Raw genomic sequence first — 16,835 nt, 5'->3', positions numbered from 1 at the left:
AGGTGCAGAGTATGAGTGATATCAACATTTTTGGTCATCAGGCTTTGTTTGAACATGTCTACAAAAGTGCTCCAATTGGCATTGCCCTGGTTACGATAGATGGAAACTGGATCAGCGTAAATCCTGCGGCTTGCAAAATGTTTGGCTTGACGGAAGATGAATTGATGGCACAGCCGGCGACCGATTATATTTATTCTGATTGCATTAACAATAAAGATAAGCTGTTTCAATCCTTTAACGAGACGTCCTCAAACATTGCGGTGGAAAAACAATTCGTACATAGAGACGGCCGTGGAATCTGGGCATCGATGCACGTTTCTTTGGTTCGTGACGAAAAGGATCAAACTCCGTTGTTTTTCATTTCGCAAATTGTTGATATTACCAACAGCAAGGTTGCCGAGCAAAGGCTCCAGGAGAGCATTGAACGCTATACCTCGCTGAAGAAGTATAACCATGATGCGATCATTTCCTTCAATCTGGAGGGAGGGATCATTAACGGGAACCAGATGGCAGAGCAGCTGACCGGTTTTAAAATTCCGGAATTAATTGGAACCCGGATTTCAAATTTGATCGGTGAACGTCATCTTGCTCGTATACTTTCTCCTATGGCGGATTATGTTGCTGTCGAGAAGGGCATTAACGTTATCCATCACAAGGACGGGCATACAGTCGAAGTACTTGCTACCTTAGCGCCGATTGTCATTCATAACAAGAATGTGGGCTTTTACATTATTGCCAAGGATATGACAGAGCAGAAAAGGCTCATCATCGAGAAGGAAGCAGCTGAGAAGACAAATAAAGCCAAGAGCGAGTTTCTGGCGATGATGAGCCATGAGATCCGTACGCCGATGAACGGTGTTATCGGGATGACGGACTTGATACTTGAGACAGATCTTGATGAGGAGCAGCGGGACTATGTACAGATCATTAAGAAAAGCGGGACAACCCTTCTGAACATCATCAATGATATTTTGGACTTTTCAAAAATCGAATCAGGCAGAACGGAACTAGTAGAGGAAACATTTAATCTAAGAACGGCTTTGTCCGAGACATTGAACCTGATTCTTCCGAAGGCGCTGGAGAAAAATATTGAGGTAACCACATCCGTAGCCTCGGACGTCCCGAGTCAGGTTTACGGGGATGTGACCAAGCTGAGACAGGTCTTGATGAATCTGCTTAGTAATGCCATTAAATTTACGCCTAATGGTGCCGTCTCCATCGCTGTGCAGTGTGTCGAGAACCAGGGGGAATCGGTTCTAATCAAATTCTCCGTTATGGATACGGGCATAGGTGTGTCGAGAGATAAGGTTGCGCAGCTATTTGAACCCTTTTACCAAGTGGACCACTATATGACCCGCCAGGTGGAAGGAACGGGGCTGGGGCTGGCGATCTGCAAAAAACTCGTGAAGTTGATGGGCGGAGATATCTGGTATGAGAAGAATCAGAACCAGCCGGGGTCTGTCTTTGCGTTTACGGTTGATTTTTCGTTTAAGTCGAATGATCGCAATCAACAGGAGAACGGGGCCGTTCATGAGAATCATTCCTCAGGAAACGATCTGAAAATTTTGATTGCCGAGGATAATGAGGTGAATCAGTTAGTCCTCAAGAAAATGATTGAGAAGCTGGGATACAATTCGACTGCTGTCAAGAATGGGCTTGAGGCAGTTGAAGCCTTCGAGCGTTATTCGTATGACATTGTATTCATGGACATTCAGATGCCTTTCATGGATGGAACGGAAGCGGTCCGGCTCATAAAAGAATCGGCATCGTCCGAAAAACAGCCTTTTATCGTGGCCGTCACGGCCCATGCGATCAAGGGCGATCGCGAGAAATATTTAGGGATGGGCATGGATGAGTATGTAAGCAAGCCTGTCAGCATGAATATTATCTCGGGCATTATCGATAAGTTTCTGGCTGAGCGAGATATGTCTCAAGCCTAAACAGATGAAAGCTCAAGTGACGTTGCTTGAGCTTTTGTTCATTCTAATGATAGGAACCATATTCCATGCAGTATGCAGCTGCTCATCTGCCGTTGCTGTACGAGGGCTGAAGCCGTAGTGGATGCAAAAATGCCTGCGGAAAGAATCCCGACAGGCCGTTAATGTTATAAAGGGTGTTCCCAAGAAGCGTTACCGGTTACGCTGCTTCCGCTTTTCGTAAGATTGTAGGTGATGACCTCACCGCTCCAGAAATGGAACTTGAGAATCACTTCGCCGTCTCTGACCTCATTAAAAAAGGTAGGCTTGAGCTTGATTTCACCGGTCGAGTAGGATGGGGAGAACGTATATTCAAACTCTTTGAAGGATGTCCAGTCCTGCGGTCCTGCGTTACCTCCCGTCGGGTATACCGCCTCCATCGTGGCGAGCTGATCTCCGTTGAATGTCGTTGGAATGCTGAACGAATCGGTTGTACCCTGCGTGTTGCGAAGCTCAGGCTTATCATGGAAGATAACCCTGAAATTCCAGTCGGCACCACGGTTGAATTTGGCCGTCAATACAGCATTCACGCCGAATTGGCCGGATGAAGTCAGTCTGGACAGCAGGCTGGACGTAAACGTGATCGCATCTCCGTTAAGCGTATAATCCTGCCCGGCAATTAGCAGCTGTCCGTTTGTGCGAACTTCGGTTAACGTGTGGCCGTTTAAGTTCAAAGGGATGCTCTTATTCTGGATGGCCGCTCCTTTTTTTACGAAGACCAGATCGGTGTCAGCCGTGGAAGAACGCCCGCTCCAACCTGCTTTCATGATGTTGTACAGCTCCGGATCGGACCAGGTAAAAGAGGTTCGCTTAAAGTGCTGGCCATTGTCCCATAGCATATGGGTAATGTTCTTCTGTTTGAGATAATAGGTTAGATACTCGAAGAACTTCAGCTTCTCTCCCTGCTCAATAACTCCCGTGCTCTGATCGAAGCCAAGCAGTCCATATTCACCCAGGATGACGGGAATCCCTCTGGCGATAAAGGTGTTATATACATTGTTGAATGTTTGATCGATATCGTTCCGGGTATCCGTCTCAAAACGGGTATAACCCGCGATGTTTACACTGAACGGCCAAAATCCATAATAGTGGACTGTAGCGATGAGATTGGAGTCATTGAGCTTCTTCATGGTGTTATATAGTTCATTCATTCTCTCCTGGGTTGGTGAGGCCTCCAGGGTAGATAGCACAAGCGGCCGGGTTGCGTTGCGTGCTCCAGAGCCGCGGACGATCTGATGGAATGAAACATGAAGTTCATCGAGCATCTGAAATGCTTTCGTCTCATCGGTGGTCCCGCCATCCGAGAAACGAGGCTCATTGACGCTTTCAAACATCAGTTTGTTGGAATGGTTCCGGAAACGATGGGCAACTTGAGTCCACACGGCGTTGTACTTGGCAACGACCTCATTGCGATTGTTCTCCATATGGCTGATCCATAGCCAAGAATCGTGATGGACATTGATCATGACATACAGATCGGCTTTAAGCGCCCAATCGACAACCTCCTGTACCCGGTCCATGTAAGCGGCGTCAATGGTATAGTTCGGCCCGATGCCGATGTGGTTGTTCCAGGTTACCGGGATACGGATACTCTTATATCCCTGTGCCGCGATTTGGTTGATCAAGGCTTTGGTGATACGCGGATTTCCCCATGCTGTTTCGTCAGCCCCCACGGCATCCAGCGAATTGCCAAGGTTCCAGCCGGGCTGCATATCATGGACGTAGGCTTGGGGATTTTTCTTTGGAGATCTTGAATGTTCGTTTTTCGCAGCGGATGCGAAAGATGGGAATAATGAAAGGAATAGAACAGCGATAAGTGCCAAGGAACATAGAGATTTCTTATTCAGGTTTATCATTAGCATCTCCTTTTGTAATGAAGTGGTAAATCGATGTTTTAACTAGAGTGACTTCGTGTGAGGTATCTGTCGGGTGTTGAGGTTCTAGTTGTCACAAAAGGATTTAGAGAGTAGGCGTTCACCTCCAAGAGCTTACTTTGAAAGCGTTTTCTATTTATAAATTATCATATTTTCCCATTTCGAATTACCCGGACAATTCGTCATAAAATCATGTGAAAATTAGTTATAAGATGCAGGCAGTTCCAAGAGTGGGTCTGTTGGGTGGAAAGGGATAAAAAAGAGCTGATCCTCATGGTCATGTTTGACATGAGGATCAGCTCTTATTGGTACTAAGCATTTTGAAGTCTATACCGCTAACTGCATTTTAAGGAGTTGTAGTTTTCAATACCAAGGTATTGGAAGGTTTAGAGAGCACATTTGTTTGATCTTTTAATACAGATAAGACATAGACGGCGTACTTTTTATCACTTTCAATAATGCCCTGGCTTAATGCATTGATATCGATTAGTTGAGAGATATCTTTTCCCTGTGGTTCTATCGTTGCTTTTGGTTCTTTGGAAGCCGCATCTTTTGCTTTTTGTAGATCGAATGTTTTCATTTCTGCTTCTGGTACAAACAACAGACGATAATGAACGATATTAGCCTCATTGTTCGCTTTCGTGAAATCAACTTGAAGCTTCCCGTCTTTATTCAAACTGGCTTTAACGGCCGAAGCTTGGAATGGGGCGGGTATAGTGAAATTTCCGGATGCTGGAGATAGGGCGTTCGATTTGTGCGTTGTTCCATTTGCAACGACTAGAATGTTAACTTTATATTCCTTCCCCTCCGAAATGGCAACATTGTTCACGTCTTTCGAGTTGGTTAATTTTTGCTCTATTTCGCCTTTTTTAGGGTCAACTACAGTGTATTGACTGCTATCCGTTATTGCTTCAGCATCTTTTAAGCTTAAGATTTTATCTGAAGGAACAACCATAATTCGATATTCCTTAATCCCTGTAGTTGTTCCCGCGAACTTGACAGCAACATCACTGGCACTACCATTATTACTTCCACTTACAATTTCTGCCTTCACAGTGGATGGAATCTCCAGAGCTGTTTTGTTCTCCAATGTTACGGAATTGGAAGCTTTCGAGAGCGTGTTCTTAATATTCTTATTGTTGCTGACAGATAAAACAAACACACGATATGTTTGTGAAATAACAATTTGTTTTCCAAATGCATCTAGGGTACCGTCTATGAGATTGTCATTATAGTTAGCATCAGGAAGGACGGTAACGTAGCTTTCTGCTGGGAGTCCATTAGCAACATCCAGATTGAATTTGCTCAAATCGGACTCATTAACAACTATTATTCGGTATTCACTAATGTTTTGTTCGTTAGCAGATTTAGTGAAGGCTACTTTCAGGTCACTAGCGGTTCCTCGATCACCATCATCAATCACTCGAACATTAATTGCTGCGTCTACTTGACTTACTCCTTGTAGCTTGATTTCGTCTGATGGTGCGGATAGGGCATCGCTGTATCTGGAGGAATTATTGCTTACCGACAAGACATACACGCGATAGCCTTGATCATTCCGAATGAATTCACCATCTGTGTCTTTAGCTTTAGCGTCTAGAACTTGAGAATACGCGTTCGCTTTTGACACTTTAGTGTGATAACTGTTTGATTGCGCTTGGGATAATGACAGACTCTTGGATGATTTGACTACAAAAATGCGATAGTGATCAATATTACCTTCTCCGCTGGCATGGGAGAAAGTTACTTTCAGATCACTTCCGTTGCCTTCATTGCCCGCATCCGCGGCCGAAACGTTCGTAGCTTTCCCAACTTCCGTCACGCCTTGTATCGTTACGTCACGAGAAACCGATGAAAGTGCTCTGCCGTAATTCGAGTAGCCTATCGACAAGACATACACCCGGTAGCTTGAACCTCTTTGAATGAGGTCTCCATCGCTATCCCGGGTTGTGTTGGCCAAATCCCGAGTAATGGTGCCGCCGGTTTTGTTAACCGTGGTGTAATTCTTGTTGTCATAAGCCTGGGACACGCTCAGACTTTTGTTTGACTTCACAACGAGAATCCGATAATGGTCGATGAAGTTTTCGCCATTAGCAGGATTGAAGGAGACTCTAAGATCACTTCCGTTACCATTATTGCCGATAATGGACAAGGTTGGCGTGGAAACAGGGTTTACATTGCCCTGATTGTTGTTTCCAAGCGTAATCGATGAGTAACTGGATAGTGCATTGTTATTTGAATAACCTACGGACAGGACATATACGCGATAGCTGATACCATTGCGAATGAGCTCTCCATCGATATCACGGCTGTTGGAATTCAGGGTTTGAGTAATGTAGTTGCTGCTGTTGTTCTTATTGATTTGAGTGTAATAATAGCTGTTGTTTAAGTTATTGGCTCTATACAGATCGAAATAGCTATCGGATGATTTTACAACGAATACCTGGTAATAGCTGATGTTAGAACGATCGGACGGCTGGGTGAATGACACCTGCAGGTCGCGTCCGTCATTGTAGTTGTTCACGTCGGTGACAGACAGGCTGGTAACCGCGCCCACATTGGAGCTGGAACTCAAGATGATGGAGCTGGATGGAGCGGACAGCACGTTGTTATTGGCGTTATTGTTATCCACGGCCATGACGAATACGCGATAGTACACGCCGCTACGAATCGTTGCTCCATCTACATCTCTTGCACCCGATGCCAGCGTCAAGTTGTTGATGTTATTGCCGGTTTTGTTGACATGGGTATAGTAGTTGTAGCTGGAGGCGGTGTTGGCTTTGCTTAAGTTGAAGCTGTTATAATTGCTGTCCTTTACGACAAACACGCGATAAGAGTGAATGTTGGATTCGTTGGATACCTTGTTAAAGCTTACGCGAAGATCGCGGCCATCACCATAATCGGCGATATCCGTCACCTGCGTAATGAAAGGAACCGTTGAATTACCCGTGCTGAGGGTGATGGAAGCCGAACCTGAAGACAGGTTGCTTGCAAGCACGTTCTCATTGCTGCTCACAGACTGGACGAACACGGTGTAAGCGACTCCGCTGCGGATAAGCTCCCCTGACGTATCACGAGCGGAAGAACTCAGCGTCGTGGACAGCGTTGTATTCGTCGTGCTGGTTTTGCTTACCGTCGTGTAGTTTTGGCTTTGAACGGATTTGGCAGCCGCCAGATTAAACTTGGCAGCATCCTTCGTTTTTACCGCAAACACGCGATAGTTGGTTACATTGCTCTCATTCTGGCCACGCGTGAAGCTGACCTGCAGATCACGGCCATCGCCGTAGTCGCTCACATCGCTTGCCTTCACGTTGGTTGCTCCGTTTACCGAATGGGTGTTGGTCAGCGTCAACGAAGGCGAAGCCGAGGAAAGGGCATATGTCCCGCCTGTTTTGCTGACTGCCAATACGTAGGCTTTATAAGCCTGGTTATCGCGGATCAGATCATTATCCACATCCCTTGAGCCCGACGTGAGGGTCAGCGTCGGATCCGAGCCGGACGGGTACACCGTTGTGTAAGCTGCCGAGGACACGCGCTGTGCCTCAGATTGGTTTAACGTCTTGGACTGCTTCACAATCATCACCCGGTAATGCGAAATTAAAGACTCGGTGGATGATTTGGAGAAGCTCACCTGCAGATCGCGGCCGTCGCCGGCATTGCCGATGTCTCGAAGCGTCACATAGTTCACAGGCACGATACCGGTATTATTTCCGCCGCCGCCTGAATTGTTCGTTGTTTTGACGGTGACCGTTTTCGTTTTGGAATTCCAGCCGATTTTTTGGCCGAGGGCTTCACTTACGAAGCGTACCGGCACCATGGTATTGCCTTTTAAGTTTTTCGCCGGTACATCCAGCGCTACCGTCTTGTTATTGATGGTGGCCGTCTTGGAGTTGATTTTTAGAATGACGGTTGTGCCATCCTTGGTCGCTGTGACGGTTTTTGTTTTTTGATTCCATTTAACCGATGCATCCAAGGCTTCAAAGATGGATCGCATCGGAAGCATGACGCGTCCTTGGATCATGACAGGCGCTTGAGGCGTATACAGCTTGACGCCGTCAATCAAGACGCTGATGTTCACTGCCGCCTGTACCTGTGATTGGAATGTCATGGGGATTAACAGTATAGCTGCTAGCAAGGCAGTCCATATTCTTTTCACACACTCAACCTCCTGAAATTTAGCTTTGTTATTATTTTCCTCTACAATATGACGCATTGGCCTTGAATAAAGTTTCAACTATAACATCGGCAATCCGAAAATATTTTTTAGTACCTGGTCATAAAAAAGAAAGAAACAGCATGTTTCTGCCGTTTCTTCCCTGCTGATGTTGATCAATATTGTTTAATTGTATCGGTGCCGCCCAGGATCGACCGGGTCACGGCATCATATATATTCGGCGGGTACTCGGCGATTCGGTGGCACAGGTACAGGAACCATTCTTCACCGTAAGTCAGATAAATCCGAATAGGGAAGCCGTCATCTTTCATTTGTCTGGACAGGTCCGGACGTATGCCATACAGCATTTCAAGCTCGACGGCTGAGTCGCGATACATTTTGTTGCTGGTCATATGCCGCAGGATTCCTTCATCATGGGTGGCGACCGATACGGGCCTGCCTGCTTGAATGCACAAATCCACCATGTGTACATACCTCGAAGTCAGCATCTCGCAACGGGGAATATAGTGCCCCTCCTGTTCCTGATAAGCGCCTTTCACGATGCGGATCGTGCCGGAGCCGTCGGTAAGAATTCTTTCGAGATCTTCCATCGTTCGCGGGAGCTGCGCTTGCAAAGTAATACCGACATTCGTGAATTGGGCCGAAGCTTTTCTGTACAGTTTAAGGATGGCATCCGTTTTGGCGGATTCCTCCATGCTGATGACCAGCTCCAATCCAGCTTCCTCGGCTTGGCCAGCCAGTCCGAGAAGATGCCGGTATGCCAAATCCTCGTCTACCGATAATCCGATATGGGACAGGTCGAGTGAAATTCGAGTTGCCGGCCTGTCTTTAGAACAGGCCTCAATTAACCGGGAGAACTCCAGGAAAGCCTGCGTGCATTCCCCTTCGGTCAGCGTGTTCTCCCCGATATACTCCAGCGAAGTGCGGTAACCTATGTTATCCAGAGCATCCCGGCATGACAACCCTTGTTCCAGCACGTCGCCCGTGACAAAACGCTTTGCTGCACGCAGCAGGATCGGATACCATTCAGCGGATCGCTGGACGTACTGTTTGAGTTGCAGATTACGAGCGACTGACTTCAAAGCGTCGGCAAAAGCCAGTTCCGATAATGAATCGTTCAAGTTAAACACCTCGCATGATTAAGATCTTACGTGATTCTATCAACGTTTAGGCGAGGGGGTCTTGTATAAAATTGCGGTTTGTTTAAGATGTCGCCGCTTTTGCATACCGAAGAGGCGTTGTCCCTACGCACCCGGCAAAAGCTCTCGTGAAATGGCTCTGATCGTAAAACCCGGTCTCCGCGGCAACGTCGACGATGGCTTTTCCTAATAGCAGCTGCTCTTTCGCGTAATTGATGCGCAATAAATTCTGATAAGCGTGGGGAGCTAGATGATAGGATTCTGCAAACAAGCGGATCAGGTGGAATTTGCTGATCCCGGAGATGTCCTGCAGGGTATCGAGTGTTATGCGATCTTTATAATGGCAATCCAAATACTGCTTCACTCGCAGAATAGCCGGGGATTTATGATTGCTGTCTCCATACCCCATAGCAGTTTCTTCTTGAAGGAGACCCGTCTCCCGCATTAAGGCCATAAGCACGGACTCCACTTCGAGGGGAGTGGCATTTTGCTGAAGCAGTGTCCTGCAGGAATGGAATAAATGCAGGGATCGTTCGTTTTGATATTTCGGATCCAGGATGGGTACATGAAGTTGATGGTAATTGGAATTATAGTCCGAAGGGGTTTGACCGAGCCACCGGGGATGGATAAAAATCATCGTGTACTTCCAGTTTGCAGGATTCTCGGGATGACAGGCATGTGGGAGCAGCGGCGGAAAATAAACCATTTGCCCCTGTGCAGCCCCGAACTGTTTCCCGGCCGACCATACGCGGGTGGCTCCCTTTTCAATGAGGCCTATGGAAATCTCTTCGTGAAAATGCTTTTTATAAGAAAGATTGTCTATAGTATCGCATTCTTTGATTTCTAGAAACGGCAGGTCAGGGTCACGCAAAAAAATGATATCGGGCATTTCCGTCATTCCTTTCCTTCAAACATCGATAGATTCATTATAAGGAAGGCGTTATGTTTGTTCAAAGATCGCGTCCATTCTGTATATAGCTTTACAGAAATATAACCATAAAGTAATATAATAAACATGTTGAACGATAACCTTTTTGAAGTATTGGCAGAGCCGAACCGCAGGACGATATTGGACTACCTGCGCGTGAAAGAATGCACGGTGGGCGAGATTGTAGAACTCATGCAGCTCAGCCAACCAGGCGTATCCAAACATTTGCGCATTTTGCGGGAAGCCGGTCTTGTCTCGCTGCGAAAAGAGGCCCAGAAGCATGTGTACAGCCTGAATGCCAAGCCTCTGGAGGAAATCCACCGCTGGCTGGAGCCTTACCGGCAGTTCTGGACGAATAAGCTGGATGTTCTGGAGAGGTTGCTGGAGGAGGATGAAACACCTTAGACATCGGAATGTAATTGATTGGGAGAACTGATTTTGAATGATACGTTCATGGAGGAGGATGATTAATGCTGGCAGTTGTACAGCAAGACGAGTTCGGAACGACCGTCCGATTTGAACGCCGCCTGAAGCATTCGGTTGAGAAGGTGTGGCCTATCTGACGGATAATGACAAGCTCACACAGTGGTTCTCGGAGCTGAAGGTGGAGGATTTGCGCCAAGGCGGGAGAATTACCTTTGACATGCAGGATGGAACGTTCGAAGAGTTCGAGATTACGGACTATCGGGAGTTATCGGTACTGGAGTATACGTGGGGAGAGGACCGGGTGCGTTTTGAGCTGCATTCCGAGACTGGAGGCTGCCGTCTGGTGTTGATCGAGACGATAACGAGCATCACGGATCATACGCCGAAGGATATAGCTGGTTGGGACGTATGCCTGGACATCATTGAAGCACTGCTGGAGGGCAGGACGCTTGAATCGCGCAAAGACGCCTGGTCCGAAAAATACGAGCAATACGTTCAAGTATTTGAACAACTGCCACGCGCATAACAATCTGCTCCGACCCAGCATGTAAACATGCCGGGCCGGAGCTTTTATTATTGGAAGTCGGATGAATTGCATCTATAATCGGGTTAGGGATATATTCCCATATGGAAACCGCTTGGGTGGAGGGGTTAAAATGCCGGATTACACGGTACAGATCTTGCAGCTTAGAGAAGATAACTATCATAACGGGCTTAAGCTAGGTCGCAGTCTGCGAAATCAACCGATATTAAAAGCTTTCGAAGCGGTCACCAAGCCGGAGATCGACGCGGAACAACTGAAGAGCGTTTATAATGAGTTTGCCCCACAGCTGTTATACGAGCTTGAAGGGCTGGCGGAAGGCTTGGAAATGCCTTTTTCCAAAGCCGCGGCGCTCCTCGGCGGATACGACGTTCCGAAAATTGCGGCCATGGGGTGCTCGGCGATGATCACGGCTTCGTATTACGTAAGAAATTACGACTTTACACCTGCGTTTTATGATGGTTATTTTACGGTGGCTCAAGCCGATCAAGGCTTAGCGAGTGCAGGCTATAATCTGCAGGCAATAGGCAGGCATGACGGAGTGAATGAAAAAGGTCTTGCTGCCGGGCTGCATTTTGTCAGCTTTGACGGACACGAGACGGGACTGTCTTCATGGGTCGCCGTTCGGATGATATTGGAGTCATGCGGTACTGCAGAAGAAGCGTCTTACATGCTGCGCCATATTCCCCATGCGGCGTGTTATAACTTTTCAATAGGGGATGCGCGAGGGAACATGGCCGTTGTGGAAGCAAGTCCGGATCAAGTAATTACCCGTACGGACGGGGAGGCGGCGATCGCCTGCGTTAACCATTATGAGGCTTTGACGGGCAAAAACAGACCATCCATCGAGCATTCCCTTCGGCGTAAACGTTACATCGATAGCTTGGATGCTGAACAGTTAACCCAAACCGAGGCTTTCGGTTTGTTTAAGGACCGAAAGTCCCCGCTATTTTTTACGGATTACGACGATTTGTTCGGAACGCTGCATACCTTTTCGTACGCTTTCGAAGAGGGAAGGGTCATGACATCGCTTGCTCAGGGGGGCGTGCTTGATTTTTTGCTCGGGGATTGGGTCGAAGGCAATGATCTTCAGGAAGCGACACTGACCGGACATATCGATTAACAATAAAGCCATTAGGCAAGCGCTTCTTCTTAGACGAAGACGCGCTTTTTTTGTGCTGCTCGAGCTATTTCGAATTTGGAACATTTTGTGACATTGCTATCGCGGGGGATGCTGGGTTTTCTTTGGCCGATTTGTTTGTGCTACACTGATTTAAAGGATTATTTCATTGAATGCATGTCAGAAAATAAGAGTCTTCCAAATGGTAAACACACAAAACGAGGTATACACGACACATGCCGAAGTTCACGTCCAATCACGATGAATGGCCCAACGCTAAAGCACCGGATAAGCCCCCTTTTGGGTTAAATTAAATTTACATAACGATTCAAGCCGATATTGCAGCCCTGAGTTGGGAGTGGAGTACACATGGCTTTTGTGAGCATGAAGGATGAATATAAGCGTTACCGAATGGGAGAGACCACCATTGTAGCCAATGATGGAATCAACCTGGAGATTGAAAAAGGCGAGTTTGCGATCATGGTCGGTCCCAGCGGTGCAGGCAAATCCACAGTGCTGAATATATTGGGCGGCATGGATACTGCGGATGAGGGACAAGTCCTCGTGGATGGAACGGATATCGCCAGGTTTAACAGCAAGGAGTTGACGAGCTATCGGCGCAATGACGTCGGGTTTGTGTTTCAATTTTATAACCTGGTTCCCAATCTGACGACAAAAGAAAATGTGGAGCTGGCTTCGCAGATTTCTCCTCGAGCCCTGGAAGCGGAGCAAGTATTGCGTGATGTCGGCCTGGGTAATCGTCTGAACAATTTTCCGGCACAGCTGTCGGGCGGAGAACAGCAGCGGGTAGCGATTGCCAGGGCACTCGCCAAGCAGCCGAAGCTGCTTCTCTGCGATGAACCCACGGGTGCGCTTGATTATCATACAGGGAAGCAGGTGCTTAAGCTGCTCCAAGACACTTGCCGCCATACCGGAACGACGGTTATCGTCATTACGCATAATTCTGCCCTGACACCGATGGCGGATCGGGTCATCGAGATTAACAATGCCAAGGTCCGAAACATGGTTTTGAATCCGAACCCCGTTTCTGTAGACAACATCGAGTGGTAGGGAGACTCATATTATGAAGAAAAGAGCGTTGTGGTCTGATATTTTCCGGGAAATATCGCGGACAAAAGCTCGGTTTCTGTCCATTTTTGCCATTATTATGCTCGGCGTCGGTTTTTTTGCGGGGATAAAAGCTACGGGTCCAGATATGCTGGACACAGCGGATCACTACTATAGCGATTTAAAGCTGATGGATCTCAAGGTTCAGTCCACCTTGGGTCTCGAACAAAGGGATATCGAGAAGCTGAAGTTGATTGCCGGAGTGGATGAGGTTCAACCTGGCTATAGCGCAGACGCATTTCTCGGTGACAGCGGGCGGATCGCGAAGGTCCTCTCCTATGACCCAGGAAATAATCTGAATCAATACGTGCTTACCGAAGGTCGAATGCCGGAGGCCGCAGGAGAGATCGTCATCGACGCGGGGGATCGGGGGGACGAATTTAAACTGGGGGATCAGATTACCTTTACCAATCCGGAACAGGAAGTCAATCTCAAGAAAACGTTTGACCCCCTCACTTATACGGTTGTGGGAAGGGCGAAGAGTCCGCTGTTCATCAGCAGCATGAGCCGGGGAACGAGCGGTATCGGCAAGGGGACGGCGGATGTGTTCGCCGTTATACCGGAGCAGGATTTTAAACTATCTGTACATACGGAAGCCTACCTAACCTTCCAAGACACCGCTGAATCAGCTCCCTATACGCCTGAGTATGACGAGAAGATCAAACGGCACAAAGAAGCGGTAGAACGGGCACTGAAGACCATGCCGCAGGAGCGGTTGGCGGAGATTCGAGCCGAGGGTCAGAGGAAGCTGAATGAGGCCTTGGACAAAATCAAGGATGCCAAGAAGCAGCTGACCGATGCGGAGCAGGAGTTAAAGGAAGCGAAGATCAAGCTGAATGAAGGAGAGCAATCCTACCGCGCTGGCGTGAGCCAATTTCAAAGCGAGCTGGCACAGGGACAAGCCAAGCTGGATGCCGCGGCGAAAAAACTAGCCCAAGGCAGAGCGGAGCTGAAGCGAAATCATCAGCAGTTGGAACAAGGACAGTCCCAGCTTAAGACAGGTCAAAGTCAACTGGATCAACAGAGGTTGGAGCTTGCGCCAAAACTGGCACAAGGGCAGCAATTGGCGAAGGCGCTGCAGCATATCTCCGGTTTAGATCCGAAAGACATGCCGGAAGAACAGAGGCAAGAACTGCTTTCAGCGGCTCAGGCAGCAGATCCGAAACTGGGGGCAGCCACTGCGGGTTACATGGAAGGAGCATTGGAGGGCACTGCTTTGCAAAAGGCTGCTTATGCGTTCCAGAGCGGTTTAAACGAAGCTTCGCAACAGCTGGATCAAGCTCAGCAGAAGCTGGATGCAAGCCGGGCACAACTAAAAGAAGGAGAGGCCAAGCTTCGGGAAGCCGAGCGCCAGCTCGTGCAGGGTGAAGCTTCGTTGAAGCAAGGAACGGAAGAGCTTGCGGCTGCTAAACAGGCAGGGGAAGCCAAGCTAGCGAATGCGAAAGCGGAGCTTAGCCACGGACAGGCGAAATACCTGGAGGGTCTAAAGAAATTTAATGAAGAAAAGGCAAAGGCCAAGCGGGAAATCACCGATGGCGAGAAGGAAGTGGCAGAGGGACAGAAGGAGCTGGATCAGCTTGAGCTGCCCAAAGTCTACGTCATGGACCGCAGCGTTAATCCGGGCTATACCGAGTACAGCGATAATGCGGACCGCTTATCTGCTATTGCAACGGCATTCCCGGTCTTCTTTTTCCTGATCGCCGCCCTCGTCAGCCTGACAACGATGACCCGCATGGTTGAGGAGCAGCGGCTGCAGATCGGAACCTTGAAAGCGCTCGGATACAGCAACCGGGATGTGATGAAAAAATTCATGGTGTATTCGACGCTGGCCAGTGTCGCGGCCTCAGCAGCCGGACTGGCTGTCGGCTTCACCTTGTTTCCCGCTATTATCTATGATGCTTACGGCGCTTTATACAATCTGCCGGATGTGAGAACGCGATTTTATCTCAGTTACAGCATCATCTCGATCATCGTGGCCGTGCTCTGTACGACCATGACCGCATATGTGGCGACACGGGTGGAACTTCGAAGCAACGCTTCGGTCCTGATGCGCCCCAGAGCGCCCAAGAACGGATCCCGCATATGGCTGGAGCGAGTTCCTTGGGTGTGGAACCGGCTCGGCTTTATTGGAAAAGTCACCGCCCGTAATCTGTTCCGCTACAAGCAGCGGATGTTTATGACCGTTTGCGGCGTTGCCGGCTGCACGGCCCTGATTCTGACCGGTTTCGGTCTCAAGGATTCCATCGGGGATATCGCGCCGCTGCAATACGGAAAGATTATGCAGCATCAGGCGACCGTTGTATTTCAAGACGACAACGGCGATAGCGGCATGCTGGCGGATTATAACAAGCGCATTGCGGAAACGCCGGAGATTACGGGGATTTTAAATGTGACGCAAGAGGCGATGACCGCAACAGCCCTCGGGGTGAACACTCAGGATGTGAGTTTGCTTGTGCCGCAATCGCCAGAGGAGATCGATTCGTTTATCATCCTGAAATCCCGTGGGCAGGAGCAGACGCTGTCACTGACGGATGACGGTGCGATCATTACCGAGAAGCTTGCCAAGCTGTTTGATCTTAAGATCGGCAGTACTTTCACCGTACAGAACAGCGACAACGAGCCCTTTGAAATACGTGTAGCTGGTATAACGGAGAACTACGCCATGCACTACGTCTATATGACGCCGCTGTATTACGAGGAGATTTTTGATGCAGGGCCGGACGTGAACAGTCAATTGCTGACGTATGACAACCACGGTCACAATCCGGAGTGGGAAGACCAGCTTGGAGAATCGTTAACCGCAAGCCAGCGGGTGGCAATGGTCAGCTTCACGAGCGGAGTAAGCGATGCCTTCAGTGATACGATGGACAGCATGAACGTCGTGGTGGTTGTCCTGATTGTATCTGCTGCTGCCCTTGCGTTTGTTGTGCTGTACAATCTGACGAATATTAACGTATCCGAGCGGATACGGGAGCTGTCAACGATCAAGGTGCTTGGCTTCTATGATAAGGAGGTAACCATGTACATCTATCGCGAAAATATGATTCTGACCGTGCTGGGGATTATAGCGGGCAGTCTGTGTGGCGTGTTCCTGCACCGGTTCGTGCTCCTAACCGCAGAAGTGGATGCCATGATGTTCAGTCCCGCGATCCATGGAATCAGTTATGGCTATGCGGCACTGCTGACGCTGTTGTTCTCGGCCATTGTGATGGCCTCCATGCATTACAAACTAAAGCGGATTGATATGATTGAAGCGCTGAAGTCGGTGGAATAGATATATGTTTTACGAAGAGAGCCATTTTCGCAGGAGATGATCCTGAAGAACTCGGCTCTTTTTTTCATCTCTTTTGTACAACGCTCCACACATGTCAGCAACTGCGTTTGGGAATGTGAATTACTGTGATTTTTTAATCAGTCGGTAAGTTCTAGGAGAAAATATATTATAATAGACATATCGAGCTCTTGTACGAACTAATATTGCTACTACATGAAGACCAGTGGGTAATGGATGTTAGAACATGATAAAGGT

At 48.2% G+C, this 16,835-nt stretch carries 9 protein-coding genes and 1 pseudogene; 6 read left to right on the top strand and 4 right to left on the bottom strand.

The genetic code is table 11. From position 1 onward, the window contains the following. Positions 1–11: 11 nt before the first annotated feature. The gene (locus DP091_RS12210) at positions 12–1,940 is read left to right on the top strand and encodes a PAS domain S-box protein (protein ID WP_113058571.1); all 1,929 of its coding nucleotides are present in this window, start codon (positions 12–14) and stop codon (positions 1,938–1,940) included. A gap of 164 nt (positions 1,941–2,104) precedes the next feature. Here DP091_RS12210 and DP091_RS12205 read toward each other — a convergent pair whose 3' ends face one another. The 4 genes from DP091_RS12205 to DP091_RS12190 form a co-directional block, all read right to left on the bottom strand. Then, positions 2,105–3,832 (bottom strand): cellulase family glycosylhydrolase, encoded by a 1,728-nt coding sequence (locus tag DP091_RS12205; protein WP_113058570.1) that lies wholly within the window; start codon positions 3,830–3,832, stop codon positions 2,105–2,107. A gap of 364 nt (positions 3,833–4,196) precedes the next feature. Continuing rightward, complete coding sequence (locus DP091_RS12200; RefSeq protein ID WP_258394497.1) at positions 4,197–8,006, bottom strand: copper amine oxidase N-terminal domain-containing protein; 3,810 nt, start codon at positions 8,004–8,006, stop codon at positions 4,197–4,199. A gap of 173 nt (positions 8,007–8,179) precedes the next feature. Beyond that, entirely contained in the window at positions 8,180–9,154 is a 975-nt protein-coding gene (locus DP091_RS12195; protein ID WP_373456920.1) for a proline dehydrogenase family protein, read from the bottom strand. Between the two features lie 73 nt (positions 9,155–9,227). Then, entirely contained in the window at positions 9,228–10,052 is an 825-nt protein-coding gene (locus DP091_RS12190; RefSeq protein ID WP_113058612.1) for an AraC family transcriptional regulator, read from the bottom strand. A 126-nt stretch (positions 10,053–10,178) separates the two neighbouring features. Here DP091_RS12190 and DP091_RS12185 point away from each other — a divergent pair, with 126 nt between their 5' ends. The 5 genes and pseudogenes from DP091_RS12185 to DP091_RS12165 all read left to right on the top strand — a co-directional run bounded on the left by DP091_RS12185 (position 10,179) and on the right by DP091_RS12165 (position 16,580). Next, positions 10,179–10,496, top strand: a complete 318-nt coding sequence (locus DP091_RS12185; RefSeq protein WP_113058568.1) for an ArsR/SmtB family transcription factor — start codon at positions 10,179–10,181, stop codon at positions 10,494–10,496. A gap of 65 nt (positions 10,497–10,561) precedes the next feature. Continuing rightward, positions 10,562–11,043: pseudogene (locus tag DP091_RS12180) on the top strand (SRPBCC family protein). A gap of 130 nt (positions 11,044–11,173) precedes the next feature. Further along, complete coding sequence (locus DP091_RS12175) at positions 11,174–12,181, top strand: C45 family autoproteolytic acyltransferase/hydrolase (protein ID WP_113058567.1); 1,008 nt, start codon at positions 11,174–11,176, stop codon at positions 12,179–12,181. 366 nt (positions 12,182–12,547) lie between these two features. Further along, positions 12,548–13,249 (top strand): ABC transporter ATP-binding protein, encoded by a 702-nt coding sequence (locus DP091_RS12170; RefSeq protein ID WP_113058566.1) that lies wholly within the window; start codon positions 12,548–12,550, stop codon positions 13,247–13,249. Between the two features lie 13 nt (positions 13,250–13,262). Continuing rightward, positions 13,263–16,580: an FtsX-like permease family protein gene (locus DP091_RS12165; protein WP_258394496.1), complete on the top strand. Its 3,318-nt coding sequence runs from the start codon at positions 13,263–13,265 to the stop codon at positions 16,578–16,580. Positions 16,581–16,835 lie beyond the last annotated feature (255 nt).

The organism is Paenibacillus sp. MDMC362 (assembly GCF_003269305.1).
Lineage (GTDB): Bacteria > Bacillota > Bacilli > Paenibacillales > Paenibacillaceae > Paenibacillus_AQ.
This window is presented reverse-complemented; position numbering and strand designations above follow the sequence as displayed.